We start from the raw sequence: 18,706 nt of genomic DNA, 5'->3' as shown, positions 1-18,706 counted from the left end.
ACAAGTGCCATGGGCCAGCAGGAGACGCCCCGTCGGACCGACAGCGCACGGCCGCTCGCCCTATGTCATGGACCCGAGATCACCCGGGACCCTATGGCGCCGCGTGATGTCGGCATGCTGCTGGCCCATGCGGCGCAGACGGCCCCGGAGCGGGGGGTGCTCACGGTGGACGACGTCGGACGAGCATTACTCACTCCCTATCCGGAGTTGCTGGAGCAGTCCCGTGCGCTCCTGTCCGTCCTGCGTGACCATGGCTTTGCGCCAGGCGACCCGGTTCTTCTGCACGGCCTGCCTCTGACGGACTTCTTCCCGTTTCTGTGGGCCTGCCTGGCAGGTGGGCTCGTTCCTTTGGCAGTCGAGGCAGGTGACGACGAGGCGGCACGGGTCCGGGCCGCCGAGCGAACGGTTGAAGCCTGTGCGCTCCTTGACGGCCCCAAGCTGATCACGGACGCGGCGAGCGTGGTGCGGCTCGCCGCGGCGGGGCTCGACGCGAGCGTCCGCGTAGTCGACGCCGCCGAATGCAGTGACGCGGCGAGAGCCGTTCCACGTTCGGCTCCCCAGCCCGAGCTCGCCCCCGTCGATCCGGCATCGGCGGCGCTGCTCATGCTCTCCTCGGGCAGTACGGGGCGCGCCAAGGTGATTCCACTGACCCATGAAGGGCTGCTCGAGTTCGCCCAGGGGTCGCGCGACGCGCTCGGCTGGCGGTCCGACGAAACCACTCTGAACTGGTTGCCCGTGGACCACAGCGCCAGTCTGCTCCTCTACCACCTGCTGCCCGTCTACATGGGCAGTACCAACGTGCACGTCCGGTCGTCGCGTGTGCTCGGCGATCCGCTGTGCTGGCTGGACCTGTGCGCAGAACACCGGGTACGGCACACCTGGGCGCCCACCTTCGGCTACCAACTGGTCCGGCGGGCCTTGGTTGACCAGCCCAACCGTTGCTGGGACTTGTCGACGATCCGTACGCTCGTCAGCGGTGGGGAACAGATCGTGCCAGAAGTCGTCGACGCCTTCTTGGCTGCCACCGCACCGTTCGGCGTGCGCGGTGATTGCTTCATCCCAAGCTGGGGCATGTCCGAGACCTGCACCGGCATCACCTGGGGCCAATACGGGGAACGCGGAAGTGTTCAGCCGATAGCGCTCGACGGGCCGGATGGCCAGGTCCGACACCTGGATGCCGCCGCCCCAGGAGCGCTGTGCCTGGTCGCCGTCGGGCGGCCGGCACCGGGCGCCGCCGTCCGGATCGTCGACGACCATGGGCGAGTGCTGCCGGAGGACACCGTCGGCCGGCTCCAGGTGAAGTCGGTGCGGATCACTCCCGGATACCTGGGGGATGACGAAGCCAACTCCCTTGCCTTTCCCGAAGGAACGGGAACGGGCGTGTGGTTTGACAGTGGCGACCTGGCCTATGTCAGTGAGGGCCAGGTGGTCATGACGGGCCGTCGGAAAGACATCGTCGTCCTCAACGGCGCGAATCACTACTGTCACGCGATCGAGGCAGTGGTGGCCGCCGTTCCCGGAGTGTCCGACACGGCTGTCGCCGTGTGCGGGGTGCCGGATTCTTTGACGGGCAGCGAGGTGCTCGCTGTCTTTCTGTCCGGAGCGGACGGCAGTGCTCCCACCACCGAAGCCGTCCGAGCCGTGCGCGCGGCGCTGGCCGAAAGGCTCGGCCTTGTTCCGGGTCACCTCGTCGGGCTTACGGCCGCGGAGTTGCCGCGTACGTCAAGTGGCAAGATACAGCGGGCTGCTCTTGCCGCGTTACTCCCCGCTGCCGGCCAACCGGAGGAGAACCGCAGCCCCGGGGAGCCGGCGATGGCTGCCAGTTCCGTTTTGGCCGAGCGGATACGGCGCGCGGTCGTCGAGGTGCTCGGCGAGGCACCTGCGTCGGAGGGTTCGTACGACGACGTTCCGCTGCGGGAGCTCGGGATCACGTCGGTAACGCTGGGACGATTGAGGGCACGACTGCAGCGGGAATTCGACCGTGAGCTACCAATGTCCGCCCTGTTCGAGCATCCCACAATCACCTATCTTGCGACCTACCTCGGCAAGGTCGCGCCGTTGCCCGACGCACCGGAGCCCAGCACCCGGCAACCTCCGGGCGCGGCGGCGGACGGTGAGCCCATCGCCGTCATCGGCATGGCGCTGCGCTTCCCCGGCGCCTCCAGCCCGGACCAGTTCTGGGACAACCTTCGACACGGTCGCAACTGTCTGACCACATTCACCTCCGACCGACAGCGCGCCGCCGGACTCACCGAGGCAGAGGTCGCAGATCCAGCGCGCCGACCGGTCGCCGGTGTCTTGGACGACGCTCACGCCTTCGACCCTCAGTTTTTCGGCATGAGCCCCGCGGAGGCTGCCCTCACTCACCCCGCCCATCGGCTGTTCCTCGAATGCGCCTATGAGGCGCTGGAATCCGCCGGATACGCCGATGCTCCCGACACCAGTCGCATCGGCCTGTACGCGGGCGCCGGGATGAACCTCGTTGACTATCAGACGGCTTCTTGGGCTGCCACCGACGGCGATCTGGCAACGTCGATGCGCGCCACGCTCGGCAGCGAGCCGGACTTCCTGGCGACTCGTACGGCATACCGGCTGGGACTCACTGGGCCCGCTGTGTCGGTGCAAACGGCCTGTTCCACCTCCCTCGTCGCTGTTCACCTCGCCGTGCAGGCGCTGCGAAGTGGCGACGCGGACATGGCACTGGCCGGAGCCGCCGCCCTCCATCTGCCGCAAGAGTCCGGATACGTGTACCACCCTGGCGCAGTGCTGTCCGAGTCCGGCAGTTGCCGTCCCTTCGATATCGAAGCGGACGGCACGGTAGGTGGCAACGGCGTCGCTGCCGTCCTGCTCAAGCCTTTGGAAGCGGCGCTCGCCGATGGCGACCCAATCCTCGGCCTGATCACCGGCACGGCCGTGAACAACGACGGGGCCCGCAAGGTCGGCTTCACCGCCCCGAGCGTCGTCGGCCAGATCGATGTCGTGCGCGCTGCTTTGCGGCGTGCCGGGGTCACCGGTGGCGATCTCAGTTATGTCGAGGCGCACGGCACCGGCACACCGATCGGCGACCCGATTGAAATCGAGGCGCTCGGCCGAGCATTGGCCGACACTTCGAGCAGAACAGGTCAATGTGGCATCGGCTCCGTCAAGGGAGACATCGGACACCTCGATACTTGCGCTGGTATGGCGGGGCTGATCAAGGTGCTGCTGATGCTGCGGCATCGGGCCGCGGTCCCCACGGGGAACCTTCGCGTTCCGCACCCGGCGCTCGGCACGGCCAAGAGCCCGCTCAGACCGACCACGGCGTACGGGCCGCTGTACCCCGCCCGAGCCGGGGCGCCGTTACGTGCCGGGGTGAATGCGTTGGGCGTCGGGGGGACCAATGCATTCGTCGTGGTTGAGCAGGCCCCAGCGGAGGCCGAGCCAGTCACCTGGCGCGACGGTCGGAGCCGCCCCACCCTGGTGTCGCTTTCCGCCCGTACCGATGGAACGCTTCAGAAGCTCGCCGCACGTCTCTGTGACTGGCTGCGAGATCATCCGGAGACCAGCGCCGCAGCCGTCGCGGCGAGCCTGGCGACCCGTAGGCAACGTCAGGTTCGTGCCGTGGCTTTCGGAGTCTCGTGCGCGGAGATCGTCGCGGCCCTGGAGCCGCTGGCCGAGGGGCCATTGCGGGAGCGCGGGCCGGCCCACCGGGCTGGGCGGTCCACTCCGGCCGCCGACGCCGGTGTCGTGCTGGCCTACTCCGGTCAGGGAACCGCCACGTACGGCATGGCCGAGGAGCTCTTCCGGGCCGTACCTGTCGTACGGGAGGTCCTGGAACACTGTGATCGCGTCCACGCGGACGCCCACGGCCCCGGCTTGCTCGACGTCTTGCTCGACGGGTCCGCGGACGTTGCGTTGCCCGCCCGCCTTGCCCAGCCGGCCCTGTTCGCCTTCCAAGCGGCGCTCACCGCGTACTGGCGGGCGCTCGGTGTCGTACCGCGGCATGTACTCGGTCACAGCCTCGGTGAGATCGCGGCGCTCCACGCTGCCGGCGCCCTCTCGGTCGATGACGGTGTACGGCTCACCGCCGAGCGTGGGCGGTTGATGGCTGAGGGCACGGCGGAGGGCATGATGCTGGCCGCCCGCCTGGGCGATGATGCCGCGCGGCGCATCGCGCGAGCCTGCGGACTCGACATCGGTGCCCGCAACGGGGCCGACTCCGTGGTGCTGAGCGGCGCGCCCAGCGCGATCGAACATGCGGAACGTCTGCTCGATGAGGGAGAGTTCGCCTGGCGCCGACTGGCCGTCGACCGGGCCTTCCATTCGGCGCTCATCGACCCGGTCCTTGAGCGGTACGCCGAATCCGTTCGCGCATGCGACCTCAACCGCCTTGACATCGCCCTGATCTCCGGCGTGGACGGCAGGCTTCATCCAGCCGGGTCGGCGATCGATCCCCGGCAGTTGGTGGACCAGGCCCGCCGCACCGTACGGTTCGACCTCCAGTTGGAGTCGCTGGCCGAGACAGGCACTCCGGCGGTGATCGAGATCGGTCCGCGCGACGAGTTGACCGTGCTCGGCAGAAGGGCACTTCCCGAACTCCGTTGGATTCCCACGGTGGACCGCTCCGGCGATCCGGTGCGGTCGGCCTTCCTGGCAGCCGGGGAGTTGCACTGTCAGGGGTATCCAGTCGAACTCGGCGCCGGGTCTTCTCCCGTACAGCGCGTGCCACTGCCCGTGACTCCCTACCAGCGCCGTGACTTCCGATCGACAGACCGGCGCCCCGTGCGGCGCGAACAGCCCATACAGCAGGGAGACCGGCATATGTCCGACGAGTTCCTCACGGCAGTGACCGACCTGGTGGCACGTCACCTTGGGTTGCGGCCCGAGGAAGTGGAGGCGGACAGTGGGTTCGTCGCGATGGGCGGGGACTCACTGAGCCTGGTCGCCTTGGCGCGGAACGTCGAGCGGGAGCACGGACTGCGTGTTCCCGTACGGGAGCTGTTCACAGGCTGGGGTACCCCGCGCAAACTGGCCCAGGCAATCGCCTCCCTGCGCCCCGGCGCCGGCGCGGACGGCAGTACGGATGCGCCGGCCGCGACGGCGAAGCCCGTGGCCGACAGCGGGCTCGGGGCCGGGCAGGAGCCGTCCAGGCGCCGCTCCACGCCCCGGGCCGACCGCGACGTGCGGCCGGTTCAGGAACCGGCGGCCGAAGCGCGGTCGACGGCGGTCGGCACCGGTGATGTGGACTCGTTCCTCCGCGCCCAGTTGGGAGTCGTCGACAACCTGGTCCACCAAGTCACCGATCTGCTTGGTCGTCAACTCGACACACTGTCCGCGGCACGACACCTACCACCGGCAGAGATTGCCGAGCGGGCCCAGGCGAGGGAAACATCCGGCGCGGCAGCGGACACAACGGTGAACACCGCAACAGAGTATGACGTTGCTGCTCATTCCACCCGGAGTGTCGCCCCGATGCGCAGCCGATCGGTCCCGGTGGCGGATGCGCACGTCGGGGCAGGGAAGAGCGCAAGGCTGGGCGCGGCCGCGGTCGACTTCAGCCTCTACTTCTTCGGTGACTATCCGGATCAGTCCGGTGGGGGCCGGTACCAACACATCCTGGATGCCGCGGAGTTTGCTGATCGCAACGGATTCCACGCCCTCTGGTTACCCGAGCGGCACTTCCATTCCTTCGGCGGCCTCTTCCCCAATCCCTCGGTCCTTGCTGCGGCACTCGCCGCGCGTACCTCACGCGTCCGGCTGCACGCCGGTTCCGTGGTTCTCCCCCTGCACCACTCCGTCCGCGTCGCGGAGGAGTGGTCAATGGTCGACAATCTGTCCGGCGGTCGCGCCGGAGTCTGCGTAGCCTCCGGGTGGCACGCCAGGGACTTCGTCCTCGCGCCCGACAACTTCGGGCACCACAAGGAGCTGATGTATCAGCAACTGGAGGAGGTGCGTGCCCTCTGGGCGGGGGAGCGCCTGTCCGCCACTTCGGGAACTGGTGCACAGACCGAGGTCACGCTGTTCCCTCGCCCGGTACAAGGAGACATCCCGCTCTTCGCAGCGGTGGTCGGCAACGCGGACAGCTTCCGCCGTGCCGCCCGTCACGGCCTGGGCATCGTCACCAACCTGATGTCTCAGAGCGTGGCTGAGCTGGCGGACAACATCGCCCTCTACCGGCACGCCCGGGAAGAACACGGGCTCGATCCTGCCGACGGCCGGGTGGTGGTACTCATGCACACCTACCTGGGGCAGGACCTAGCCATCGCGCGCCAGGAGGCTGCCGGCCCCTTCGTCTCCTACTTGAGGTCCTCGTTGTCGCTGTTCGACAAGGTGGCGAACAGCCTTGGACTCGACGCCGATCTGGAACGGACGGCGCCGGAAGACGTGGACTTCCTGCTGCAGCGCGCCTACGAACGGTACTGCGAGGAAAGGGCTTTGATCGGCACGGTCGAGAGCAGTGCGTCGATCGCGGCAGCTGTCCGCGATGCGGGAGCAGACGAGATCGCCTGCTTCGTCGACTTCGGCATGCCGCCCGCGTTGATGGCGGCCGGCCTGCCCTTGATCTGTGAGCTGCGTGAACGGCAGGCCGCCGGCTCCACCAGTACCCCCACGGTGCCGTCTCAGGTACCTGCCGTCTCGCCGACCCTCCCTGTCCAACGGACCGCTGGTACCGCGGTGCCTGGACGTGACACCGGCACCGCAGCCTCACCGGCTCAGCGCCGGCTGTGGGTGCTCGATCAGATGTACCCGGGGCAGAACGACTATCACGAGCCCAAGGGCATCCTCCTCAGCGGACGCTTGAACACCTCCGCGCTTCAGGACTCGCTCGACCGTGTTGTCGCCCGGCATCCACATCTGCGCTCGGTCTTCCGCGAAGTCGAGGGTGAGGTACGACGGTTCGAGCAGCCCGCCGTGCCCGTGCCCTGCCCGACCATCGACTGCGAGGGCGTGTCGGTGGACGAGGCACTCGCCGATGCGGTGCGTGCGGAACGGCACACCGTGCTCGACCTGGCCAATGGCCCGCTCCTGCACGCGCGCCTGCTGAGACTCTCCGACGAACGGCACGTGCTGTTCCTCCTCGCACACCACATCATCTTCGACTCGCTCTCGACGCAGGTGTTCGCCCGCGACCTCGGCGCGTACTACCGGGTTTGGCCTGGACTGCCCACGGACCTTCCTCCGCTCGTTTCCAGTGCCGCAACGCTGCCGCCGACAGAGGGACCGAGGGAGGGTGGGCTCGACTTCTGGGTGAAGGAACTCGAAGCGGCGCCCGTACTGGAGTTGCCGACGGACCATCCGCGTCACGGTCGTACGCACGGCCGGGGTTCCCATCTCGTCCATGAATTCGGCGAGGATCTCGCTGACCGCCTGTCGGCGTTCGCCCGCGGTCAGGGAGCAACGCCGTTCATGGTGCTGGTTGCCGCTGTGAGCGCCGCCTTGGGAAAGATGAGCGGGCAGCAGGACCTGGTGCTCGGCACCGCGGTGACCAACAGGCCTTCAGGAGCGGAGGGGGCGGTTGGCCTCTTCGTGGACACCGTGGCGCTGCGGATTGACCTGTCCGGCGAGCCTGGGTTCGGCGATCTGGTCCGAAGGGTGCTGGAGCGCAGCACACGCGCGTACGAACATCAGGACGTCTCATTCGACGACCTCGTGACGACCCTCAGCCCGCCACGAGTGCCCGGGGCGAACCCGCTCTTCCAGGTGATGGTGGAGTACGAGAAGCACACTGGTGTGGAGTTCGCCGAACCCATGGTCCGAGCCGAACTCCTCGACGTCCCCAGTGACCGGGCGCCGTTCGACCTGACATTTTACCTTGCTCAGCACGACGGCGGCATGCGCTGCACCATCGAGTACCGCGCCGACCTCTACGCGGAAGCCATGGTGCGCCGCATACTCACCTACGTTGCGCAGGTCCTGCGCCGCGGCTGCGAAGATCCCGAAATGCGGCTCGCCGAGCTCACCACTCCCACCAACGCGGAACGGGACCGCCTTGCCGCCTGGCAAGGCTCGGAGGGCAGGGAGCCGTCGACCACGCTGCACGGACTGGTCAGAGACCAGGTCAGAGCCGTACCGCACGAGCCCGCCGTTCTCGACGGTGACTTGGTCCTGACGTATGCGGAGCTGGACAGCGCTGCCGATAGGATGGCTCGCCACCTTGCCGACCGGGGGATAGGCCCGGGCGACCTCGTCGCCGTCGGGATGGCACGGGGAGCGAGCCTCGTCGTCGCCCTGCTCGCCGTGCTCAAGACCGGTGCGGCCTATCTCCCCTTGGACCCTGCGCTGCCGACGGCGCGGCTGGATTACTTCGTCTCCGACAGCGCGGCCGTGTTGCTCGTCAGCGATGCGGGGTTCCGTAAGGAACATCCGGTGCTGCAAAGGAACCTCGACGACCTGGACTCCGAGCTCGAAGGGCTTGATCGCAAGGAACCCGGCAACGGCGTAGCCACCGAGCCCGGCGGTGCTTCTGTGTGGCCGGACAGCCCCGACGCCGTCGCCTACTGCATCTACACCTCAGGCTCGACCGGCCGTCCCAAGGCCGTACAGGTTCCGCATCGTGGGCCGGTCAACTTGATGCGATGGCACCTGCGAGAGAACAAGCCGCTGCGCACCGCGCAATGGACGTCAGTCGGCTTCGATGTCAGTGTCCAGGAGATTTTCGCGACGCTGGCCTCCGGCGCCGCGCTCGTGATCGTGCCCGAGGAGGCACGACAAGATCCCGCCGTTCTCGAGAGGCTCATCGCCCGGCACGCGGTCGAACGGCTCCACCTCCCCAGCACGCCTCTGAAGTACCTGGCCGAGTACGGGCTGCAAGTCCCCTCCCTGAAAGAGGTGTGTACGGCCGGGGAACAATTGGTGATCACGCCCGCACTGCGTGCCTTCCTGGACGCTCATCCGGAGCTGAGGCTCTTCAACCAGTATGGTCCGACGGAGGCATCGATCATCGTCACGTCGCACGAGGTGACGGAGCGGGACGGCGGCCGCGTGCCGATCGGCCGGCCGATCGCCGGGGTCACGACCCATGTGCTCGATGGGACCGGCCGACCCGTTCCGGTGGGAGCGGCCGGCGAGCTCTACATCGGTGGCACAGCTCCCGCCATCGGATATCTCGGTGACCCACGGCGTACAGCCGAACGATTTGTCACCCTCCCCGCTGTGTCGGGCAACCGTCTCTTCCGCACCGGAGATCTCGTACGCCAACGAGCCGACGGCGCAATGGAGTTCCTTGGCAGGCTGGATGACCAAGTCAAGATACGGGGACACCGGGTGGAGCCCGGCGAGGCGCAAGCCGAGCTGTGTCGCCTCGACGGTGTGCGGGATGCTGCGGTCACTGCCCGCACGGACGAGCAAGGCGAGAGCACCTTGGTAGCCCATGTGGTCCTTGCCCCGGAACCGGCCGGGGACGCGGACTGGGCGGCACCCCTGCGTGCCGGACTCAGGGCAGTGCTCCCGGACTACCTCGTACCGGAACAGTGGGTGAGAGCGACCCACCTGCCTGTGGGGCCCAACGGCAAGCTGGCAGTCGATCGGTTGCCGGAGCCCTCGCACCCATCCATCGAACCTGACCTGCGCGATACGCGGAAGCAGTTCTTGTACGACACGTGGTGCCAGGAACTTGGCATCGCCTCTGTCCCCGATGACCAGTCGTTCTTCGACATCGGCGGGAACTCGCTGCGGGCGGTCCGGGTCCTCACCCGGATCAGAAACGAGTTCGGAATCCAGTACCCGATGGTCGACTTTGTACGGGAACCCACCCTGCGGGCCCTGGCCCACGGGCTGTCTCAGCTCGAGAAGGGCAAGGAGCGCCGGTGACCACGGCCCGCCGCACCGGGGTGCAGCACGTTCCACCGCCACGCATCTGGGGCCGTGCCCTCATTCCGACCCTGGCGTCCTGTGGCACGTCAGTCTCCCTCATGAACACCTTGCCCGTGCCGATGCTCCCTCGACTGCCCCAACTCCTCGGTACCTCGGCCACGAACGTCTCCTGGGCTGTGACCGCGACCCTGCTCGCCGCTGCGGTCTCCACGCCGATCACTGGACGGCTGGGGGACATGTACGGCAAGCGGAAAGTGATGCTCTATTGCCTGGCCCTGATGGCCGGTGGCTCACTGCTGTGCGCCGTGGCCGATTCGGTCGGGGTGCTCGTTGCCGGTCGAGCGTTACAAGGTTGTGCGGCGGGCATTCTGCCGCTGGGCCTGAGCACCTTGCGCGACGAGTTGCCACCGGAGCGGCTGGGTCGTGCGCTGGCCTTGGTGAGTTCATCCGTCGGACTCGGCGGAGCCGCCGGGTTTCCTCTGGCCGCGTTCATGGCGCAGCACTTCGACTGGCACGCCGTGTACTGGACGGCAGCCGCGCTGAGCGTGGTCAACCTCCTGCTGGTCGTCCGGTGCGTCTCTCCCTCACCGACAGCACTGGGCGGCAGGTTCGACCTTCTGGGTGCCGTCGGCCTCACTGTCCTGCTCAGTTTGCTCATGCTGGGGATCGCGAGGGGGGCTGAGTGGGGCTGGGGGAGTCCCACCACTCTCGGTGCGTTCGGAGTCGCCACCGTGACCGGCTGGGCTTGGGCTCACCACCAGCTCCGGCGCCCTGACGCTCTGGTGGACCTGCGTGCATCCGCAGGGAGATCCGTGCTCACCATAAACGTCGCCTCGCTGCTTGTCGGCTTCTCCATGTTCGCGCTGTCGATGATCCTGCCTCAGCTCCTGCAGATTTCCCGGGCAACCGGGTACGGCTCCGGACTCTCGATGGTGGGCACCGGTCTCTGCCTGGCTCCCGCAGGCTTGGTGATGATGCTGCTCTCGCCCCTGTCAGCTCGGTACTGTGCGCGGCGGGGCGCCGACTCCATCCTGGCGTGGGGAGCCGCGGTCATCGGACTCGGCTACATGGCAGGCCTACCGTTGCGCGGTGGGGTCTGGGGGATGGTTCTCGTATCCGTCCTCGTCGGAGCCGGACTCGCCCTGGCCTTCAGCGCCATGCCGGCCCTTGTCATGGCTGCCGCTCCGCCTCAGCACACGGCGGCGGCCAACGGCCTCAACACACTCATGCGTTCTATCGGCATGACCGTGTCCAGCGCGGTCATGACGGAGATCTTGGTGCACAGTGCCAAGCCCGCAACGGTCGCCAAAGGTGCGGTACCCATACCGTCGGCGGGCGGTTTCCAGACCGCCTTCGCCGTGGCTGCCCTGGCGGCGGCAGCAGTCGTATTCATAACGATGGCGTTTGCAGTCCGCGTTCCGGCGCAGCGTCTATCACCTGAATGAGCAGGACGGGCACCGGGGCGCGATCTTCAGCTCTGCCGGCGGCTGGACCACCTGCGGTTCCTCGGGGGTGTCTGCGGGTTCGGAAGACGGTTCGGCCAGACGGGAGCGACGAGCGTTCACTGTCTTCTCGACCGCCTGGCCGAGATTGGCCCACAGGTGATAGCGATCAGCGACCTGCTCGGCCTGCGGCGCTCCGATGCGTGCGCCCTCCGCGTAACCGCTGGAGCGGTCCCGGCGGATGACCTTCACCTCGGGATGGTCGCGGAGCCATGCGGCGAGGTCTTCGCCCTCGCGCCCCTTGCAGAGATGCAGTGGACGGTGGGTGGCCATGTCGATCAGCACCGTGCCGTAGTGACGGCCCTTGCGGAAGGCGAAGTCGTCGACGCCCAAGACCTCCACCTCACCGACCTCCGGTTCGGGCAGGGCTCTGACCAGCCGCAGCAGCGTGTCCTTGCCCACGGTGATGCCGACCGCGGAGGCCAGGCGGGCTCCTGCCCGGCCGGCCGGGGCCAGTCCGATCCGCGTCAGCACCCCGCGCGACAACGGGGTCTGCCGACTGTGCGGGGTCGTCAGTCCCACGATCTGTTCGGCGAACGTCACCGCCGTGCAGGCAGGGTTCTCGCAGCGGAACCGGCGTATGCGTATCTCGATCACCACGCCGAGCCCGCCCACGGCGACGTCACGCAGCTTGCGTACGTACCGGCCGTGCACCCGAGCGGAGCTCTGACCGCACCGGCAGGACCCGCTCGCCGCCCGCATCCTCGTCCTCAACACCACCTTGTCCGGCCATCGCTCGACCTCCTCGATGAGCAATGCGGACAGGTAAGGAAACAGCTCCAAAAGCACATCACGAGAGCACGCGATGCATGATTGCGAACGGTCGGCACGAACCGCTCAACCGTCCGGATCACAAGATCGTCGACAGAACCAAGATCAGGGACGGGAAGGTCGCGAACCGGCCCATCTATGTCGTCATGGCCGTCACCGTCGAGGGCACCCGGGACATCCTCGGCATCTGGGCCGGCGATGGCGGAGAGGGCGCGAAGTACTGGCTGCAGGTGTTCACCGAGCTGAAGAACCGCGGCCTGGACGATGTGCTGATGCTGGTCTGCGACGGGCTCAAGGGCCTCCCCGACGCGGTCGAGACCGTCTGGCCCCGCACCGTCGTGCAGACGTGCATTGTCCACCTCCTGCGCAACAGCTTCCGATACGCCTCGCGTGCGGACTGGGACAAGATCGCCAAGGCGCTCAAGCCCGTCTGCACCGCGCCGACCGAGGACGCGGCCACGGCACGGTTCCTGGAATCCGCCGAGACCTGGGGCAAGAAGTACCCGGTGATCGTCCGCCTCTGGGAAAGCGCCTGGGCCGAGTTCGTGCCCTTCCTCTCCTTTGACGTCGAGATCCGCACCGTCATCTGCTCGACGAACGCCATCAACGCGAGCCGGGATCAGCGATCACGCGAAGGTCCATATGTTTTTGGTCAAGAAACACCCGCCCGCTTTTGGACACGGGGCCGTCGATGTGGTCGGGCAGGTCGCGGAGGGGATCACCCAGTCAGGCCGCTGACAGTGTGCCCGGCGGGGTGGCCCCGGACGGTGGCCCGTCCGTAGCTCGGGCTGGGGCCAGCAAGCCGGTGTGGCGTCGGCCACGGACGAACCGTCTGGGCGAGAGGCGGTCAAGGGGCAGAACCGGACACTGCGGGCTGGATGAGCAGTCTGCGGCCAAGGCCGTGCACGATGTCCGACACCGGGTGGAGCCCATCGAGTGGGCTCCACTCAGCCGAGATCAGAACAGCCCATGGCTGACGCTGGGCGCCGCAAGCGCACCGAACATCTGCTCCGAGGACCCGCAACCGTGCACCGGGTTGAATACCGCACGTTCCGAATGACGCTCCCCGCCAGCTGGTGGCTTCGCGTGGGATGCGGCCCGGCGTGAGGCGTACGCGAACGACCAGGTATCCCCGCTGACGCCGATTGCGGTGACCGCGAAGTCGAACCGGTCCAAGGCCGACAAGGACCCTGCGCAGTGGCCGCCGCTGGCTGGCGGTTGCCACTGCGAGTACGTCGCCCAGTGGACGGCGACGAAGCTGCGCTGGAACCTTGCCGCCGACGACGCCGAGCGCCAGGCCCTGCTCGGGGTGGCCGAGGACTGCCCGAACACCAGTGTCGTCTTCGGTGACGCGCACGCGGGCGCGGTGTTCGTTCGGTGTCGGGAGTGGCGGATGTGCCGCGCAGCCGGGTCAGCCGGTGGTGAACGTGGCGGTGTGTTTCTGGAGCACGACTCGGTCCTTGCCGGTGCGGGTTTTGCCGTCGGTGGTGCGTCTGCCCTTGGTCTTGGTTCCGGTGATCTCGACCTGGTAGGTGCCGGGCTGCAGGTTGGTGTAGGTGCGTGTGACGGTGCACAGGTAGGAATCTGATCCCGTACCGGCGTGGAAGGCGTGGCTCTGCAGGACGTTCTGGTCCTGGCTGAGGGCGATCGTCCCGTCGATGACCGGTTTGAACTCCTCGGACAGGCCTTCTCCCTCGCGGTGCCACATGATGGCGTCCCAGAACCAGCACTCGGCGTCGTAGCGGACGGTGGCTTCCTGGAATTCCTGACCCCAGGACACTTCCACGGTCAGGACGGCGCCGACGCTGGAGATGTTGCCGTTGTCGCCCTTCGAGTCCAGCGTCCCGGTCTGCGGGGATCGAACGGTGGTGGTGACCGCGGGCGACCGGGACTCGATCCAGTCCACCTGCCCGAGGGCGCCCTCCTGGCAGGTGGTCACGTACCGGCTGTCGCGCTGGCTGCGCCGGCGGGTGCCCTTGGGCCGCTGCGATCCGTCGTTGGCCACGCAGTAGTCGATCGCGCCTGTACCGGGGAGTTTGATCGGCTGGGGAGGCGTCCACAGGGGGAATCGCTCCTGATCGTCTGTCATGAGTGAATCTTCACCGCTCACGCTGGGAATCAAGCCCCGCCGCTCGTGGCACCACCCCGTAAGACGATCTGGGCGGCGAACGCCACAGGCGAGCACAACCTTCTCCGACGCGTACGCCGAGGGTATCGACGCAGCGGTGAAGTCTCAGAGGACGTCCGCATTACCTTTGCGACTATTTCAGAGGGTTTAATACCCGCCAGGATTGGCCTTATACAGGCAGAACAAGCAGTATGTCGCACCAGCCGAGGCGGACATGACCTTGCATTTTGCCCCGATTCTCACCGAGAGCTCCTGTCCGGTTTGAATACGGGCGTGAACGCCGCTTTTGCCTCGCCCGATCGAGCGATATGCCCGGCTGGACACCTCGTGCGTCAGTATCCTCATGACCTCTTCGAAGCAACGCGAGCCCTACCTGAGCGATCTGTCCGACGCCCGCTGGGCCCTGATGGAACCGACCTGACGGCCTGGCGGGCCGAGCGGCAGAAGACCTCGCTCAACCTCGGCGGCAAGGTCACTGGCCTGCGCGAAGTGATGAACGCGATCCTCTTCCTCAACCGGACCGGCGTCCCCTGGCGCTACCTTCCGCACGATTTCCCGCCACACACCACCGTATTCAGCTACTTCACCGACTGGACAGCCGACGGCACCATCGAGAAACTCGGCGTCCGCCTGCACCGGATGGTCCGTGAGCAGGAAGGACGCACCGCCGAGCCCACCGCCTGCGCCATCGACGCCCAAAGCGTCAAGACCGCCCCCAGCGTCCCCACCGACAGCCAGGGAACCGATGCCGGCAAGAAGATCGTGGGCCGCAAACGCAGCATCGTCGTCGACACCCTCGGCCTATTACTCCTGGTCATGGTGACTGCCGCCAACATCTCCGACAATGAGGCCGGCAAACAGCTCCTCACCCGGATCGCCGCCGACCACCCCACGATCACCAAGGCCTGGGTCGACACCGGCTACAAGACCCAGGCCATCGAACACGGCGCCACTCTCGGCATCGACGTCGACGTCGTCCCGAGGAACACCCAGGTCAAGGGGTTCTCAGTGGTCCCGAGGCGGTGGGTCGTAGAACGAAGTTTCGGTTGGATCATGATGCACCGCCGACTCGCCCGCGACTACGAGGCCAAACCCGCCCACTCGGAGAGCGTGATCCGAATCGCGATGATCTCGAACCTCGCAAAACGAGCAACCGGCGAAACGCCCATAACTTGGCATAATCCATGAATTATCGCTCAATCAATCGGGACGTCCTCTAATCTCAGCGCAGGGAGTCGGCGCGGTCGCCTCCGGCGTCACGGCGGCCCCGCTGATGCGTCGCCTCAGTGAAGGCCTCCTCGTCGCCCTGGGCCTGGCCGGCGCCACGGTCGGGTTCCTGCTGCTGACAGCATCCTCGACGCCAGCCGTGCTCGTGGGCGTCGCACTCATCGGCTCAAGCCTGCCGTGGATCACCGTCGGCATCATGACCCTCTTTCAGCGACGCACACCACCAGAGCTGATGGGCAGGACGGATGCAGCACTCAACGTGGCACTCTCCATTCTGCAGACAATCGCGATCGCCACAGGCGCCGCACTGATTGCCGTCATCGACTACTGGATCCTCCTGCTGGCCATCGCGAGCCTGGCTGCCCTGTCGTCCGCCTACCTGCTCACCCGACCCGAGCGGCGCCGCAACGTCGACACCGAACCGGCGAAGGCCACCGCTGACAGCACCCCATAGTCGATCCCCCGTCGACCGCGGCGTTCAAGTAGCGGGAGTTCCACACGCCACGGCGTTCAGGACCAAGCCGTGATCGGAGCTGGTCCTCCTGCCCCTCGCGGTACACCTGATGGATCTGGCCGCGTTTGCCGTGGCACAGGGTGGCCAGAGTGTGCCACGGCTCCTGCACCGTGAGCTGCCGGTTCATCGTCCGGCGGTAGGTATCGTCGACCCGGGTCCACCACCGTCAGCAGGTGCATCGTCGTGTCGACCCGCCCGTACTCGGCGAACGCCGCACCCAACACGGAGGCCGGCTGCGAGGTAGCGCGCCACCGTGGCGTTCTTCGAAGGAACGCGAGGCCTACGCCAACGATCTGGGTGACGACCGCGCCCTCATCGCGGTCTCCGCCGCCAGCAACCGCAGCAAGGCCAACCAGGACCGCATCGCCGTCGTCCTCGCCCGCTGACCCCCGCACCCCAGTCCGTGCGGCCCGAGGTCCTCGGCCGGGGCTCGGGCAGGGCTGTCACACGGCGTCACACTCGCGGCTGAAGCGATTGGCCTCCGCGGCGGAACCCGACCTTTGGTGCAGCCACAGCCGTGTTCGCCAGCGCCCTCGCGGCAGACTGTCGATCATGGTTTTGGTGTGGGGACAGTTGGCGTAGGATGGAGCAATCGACGCGGGGTGGAGCAGCTCGGTAGCTCGCTGGGCTCATAACCCAGAGGTCGCAGGTTCAAATCCTGTCCCCGCTACTGAAATCTGAGGGGCCGGCACAATGTGCCGGCCCCTCAGGCGTGTCCGGCCCCGGGGCGCGCAGCGTTGCAGTATGCGCGCCGGACGGCCCGAACTACGCCGTCGGCCCGAGGCGTCGTGCTGTTGCCCGGGCAGGCGCCTACGGATCGCCTGCTGGCCGTAGCCCGTCTTTCCACACACCCGGCATTCGTGGTCCCCTGAAGCCTTGTGGATCAAGGGGGTTGGAGGCGTTGGAGAAGGCACGCCTGTACCAGGACGGCACAGTCGGCGAGAAGGTCTTCGCGCACGCGATCGACGACGAACCCTGGTGGCGCCGCCAGAAGGTCCCCTTGATCTGCGCGTTCTGCATGACGCCGGTGGTGTCCCAGCGCACCACGGTGGGCCGCGCTCCCCGGGCCGCGCTGTTCCGGCTTGCCCGGGACCGGCAGCACGAGGACGTATGCCCCCTCAACCCCACCGAAGTCCTGCAGAACATCGCGCACGGCTCCCAGGGCATGGCCGTCATCGAAGGCGACGAACTGCACCTGCTGCTGCCCGACGACCTGGGCCAGATCGGCGCCACCACCCCCGCCGTCGACACCGGCCCCGTCGGCCCCGGCGACCGGTTCGGCGTGAACATCTCCACGGTGCGGCCGCTGCTGCCCCCTTTGATCAACAGCGCGGTCGTCATCGCCCGGTTCCTGCAGAAGCACGACTACGACGCCGACGTGGTCGCCCAGTTCAGGGTGCGCCGCCCCGGCGAGACAACGGCGGTGGGCTGGGGCGAGTTCTGCCACGGCCCCGCATCCGGCGACCATGCCCGGCTGTATGCGCGTCTGACCGGCGGGTCGAAGCCCGAGCACCCCGTAGCCGTCTACGGTCGTGTCACCGCTGTCGAGCAGGACAGCCAGGACCGGCCGGTCCTCCGGCTCGCCGACGGGCGCGGCTTCACCGTACGCATCCGGTCCGAACACGCCGGCCTCCTGGACCCGCGGCCCCGGCACACCCGCCCGTGCCGCCGCGGCCTCCGGCACCACCACGGCCGGCTGCCCCGCCCTGCCGCACGCGCCGGAGCTGGTGGCCGTTCAGCCGCCAGCGCTGAATCACGCGCAGTCGACGGAGACTTGCGTGAACCTGCGGCCCGCGGGCGGCGGCAGTCCCATCCCGTGCTGTGTCAGGTGCGGGTCCACTGCCGTACCGTGCCACGGGCATGTCCGCCCGGTCCAGCAGCTCGCCCCGCCACCGCCAGCCGCCTGCGGTCAGAGGCCAGCCCACCGCTCCTGGGCGGTGTGGCTTCGTTCACTTCAAGCAGCAGCGTTTGTCCATCGGTTTGGGTGGCGATGGACGATCGGCGGGGCCGTGGATGTTCACGAGAATTGACGTCAGATCCCATCCTTAAACCCGCAGGGTGAAGCAGTGCGGGTTGTGGCTCGTTGGAGGGGATGTGAAAGAAGAAGGACGGGCCCGGGCAGGCGGGTTGACCGATCCGCGAGCCTTGATCGCTACCGAGCCTGCTGATTAGCTGGCTGCATGACTGAGTTAGGACCCGTCGCCTGGCCACCTGCCCCGATCAGGACCGAAAGGCTCGTGCTCCGTGAGCCCGAGGCCCGGGACCGTGCGGCGGTCATCGAGTTGTTCACCTCGCCCGAGGTGGGCACTTACATCGGTGGCCCTCGACAGCGTGACGAGTTCGAGCGTGCGGTGCCCGAGGCGCCCAAGCGGCGCCCTGGCCTCTTCGTGGTCGATCTCGACGGGGCGATGATCGGGATCGTCACGCTCGACCGGCGCGACCCGGAGCATCCGATCCACGTCCGCCCCGGGGCCTCGGAGGCCGAGCTCGGCTACATGTTCCTGCCGCGGGCGTGGGGACACGGGTACGCCGCGGAGGCGTGCGCGGCGGCACTCGACTGGTGCGTTGGCGCGCTGCCCGGCGAGCCGGTGGTGCTCACCACCCAAACTGCCAACGAGCGCTCGATGCGTCTCGCGGCGAAGCTGGGGTTCACCGAGGTGCAACGGTACGAGGATTGGGGCGCCGAGCAGTGGTTCGGCATGTGGTCCTCGGTCGCGCTGTCCGACTGAGGTCGTGCTCGGCAGTGAGCCTTTTCCAAGCTGGTGGTGTTGA

7 protein-coding genes, 1 tRNA gene and 4 pseudogenes are annotated in these 18,706 nt (G+C 67.6%); 9 read left to right on the top strand and 3 right to left on the bottom strand.

Features of this window, described 5'->3' with window-relative positions:
* The first annotated feature begins 9 nt into the window (after positions 1-9).
* Positions 10-9,789, top strand: coding sequence for an amino acid adenylation domain-containing protein (locus tag ACZ6KY_RS33485; RefSeq protein WP_469314008.1), 9,780 nt, complete (start codon positions 10-12; stop codon positions 9,787-9,789).
* The gene (locus ACZ6KY_RS33480; protein WP_469314007.1) at positions 9,786-11,237 is read left to right on the top strand and encodes an MFS transporter; all 1,452 of its coding nucleotides are present in this window, start codon (positions 9,786-9,788) and stop codon (positions 11,235-11,237) included. Before ACZ6KY_RS33485 ends, ACZ6KY_RS33480 begins: the two co-directional genes overlap by 4 nt.
* Here the strand turns inward: ACZ6KY_RS33480 and ACZ6KY_RS33475 are convergent.
* Complete coding sequence (locus tag ACZ6KY_RS33475) at positions 11,226-12,050, bottom strand: ISL3 family transposase (RefSeq protein ID WP_469314006.1); 825 nt, start codon at positions 12,048-12,050, stop codon at positions 11,226-11,228. The two genes, ACZ6KY_RS33480 and ACZ6KY_RS33475, sit on opposite strands and share 12 nt — an antisense overlap.
* Positions 12,051-12,166: 116 nt before the next feature.
* Here ACZ6KY_RS33475 and ACZ6KY_RS33470 point away from each other — a divergent pair.
* Positions 12,167-12,676 (top strand): annotated as a pseudogene (locus ACZ6KY_RS33470) (IS256 family transposase); the annotation flags it as partial.
* Between the two features lie 800 nt (positions 12,677-13,476).
* On the opposite strand, the gene ACZ6KY_RS33465 reads toward ACZ6KY_RS33470, so the two are convergent.
* Complete coding sequence (locus ACZ6KY_RS33465) at positions 13,477-14,154, bottom strand: hypothetical protein (protein WP_469314005.1); 678 nt, start codon at positions 14,152-14,154, stop codon at positions 13,477-13,479.
* A gap of 382 nt (positions 14,155-14,536) precedes the next feature.
* On the opposite strand from ACZ6KY_RS33465, the pseudogene ACZ6KY_RS33460 reads away from it, so the two are divergent.
* Positions 14,537-15,381, top strand: a pseudogene (locus ACZ6KY_RS33460) (IS5 family transposase).
* A complete protein-coding gene (locus tag ACZ6KY_RS33455) occupies positions 15,371-15,874 on the top strand; it encodes an MFS transporter (RefSeq protein ID WP_469314032.1) in 504 nt (167 codons plus the stop codon). The pseudogene ACZ6KY_RS33460 and the gene ACZ6KY_RS33455 overlap by 11 nt, the downstream one beginning before the upstream one ends.
* A gap of 13 nt (positions 15,875-15,887) precedes the next feature.
* On the opposite strand, the pseudogene ACZ6KY_RS33450 reads toward ACZ6KY_RS33455, so the two are convergent.
* Positions 15,888-16,155 (bottom strand): annotated as a pseudogene (locus ACZ6KY_RS33450) (Tn3 family transposase); the annotation flags it as partial.
* 39 nt (positions 16,156-16,194) lie between these two features.
* On the opposite strand from ACZ6KY_RS33450, the pseudogene ACZ6KY_RS33445 reads away from it, so the two are divergent.
* From ACZ6KY_RS33445 to ACZ6KY_RS33430, 4 genes and pseudogenes are all read left to right on the top strand, one after another.
* Positions 16,195-16,293, top strand: a pseudogene (locus ACZ6KY_RS33445) (HNH endonuclease); the annotation flags it as partial.
* A gap of 237 nt (positions 16,294-16,530) precedes the next feature.
* Positions 16,531-16,604 (top strand) — tRNA-Met (locus tag ACZ6KY_RS33440).
* Between the two features lie 231 nt (positions 16,605-16,835).
* Entirely contained in the window at positions 16,836-17,996 is a 1,161-nt protein-coding gene (locus ACZ6KY_RS33435; RefSeq protein WP_469314004.1) for a hypothetical protein, read from the top strand.
* Between the two features lie 118 nt (positions 17,997-18,114).
* Positions 18,115-18,663 carry a GNAT family N-acetyltransferase gene (locus ACZ6KY_RS33430; RefSeq protein WP_469314003.1) on the top strand — a complete coding sequence of 183 codons (549 nt, stop codon included), beginning with the start codon at positions 18,115-18,117 and terminating at the stop codon, positions 18,661-18,663.
* Positions 18,664-18,706: the final 43 nt, after the last annotated feature.

The organism is Streptomyces sp. NPDC042002, assembly GCF_055588305.1.
The sequence above is the reverse complement of the archived record's forward strand: the minus strand, read 5'-3'. Positions and strand labels throughout refer to the sequence as shown.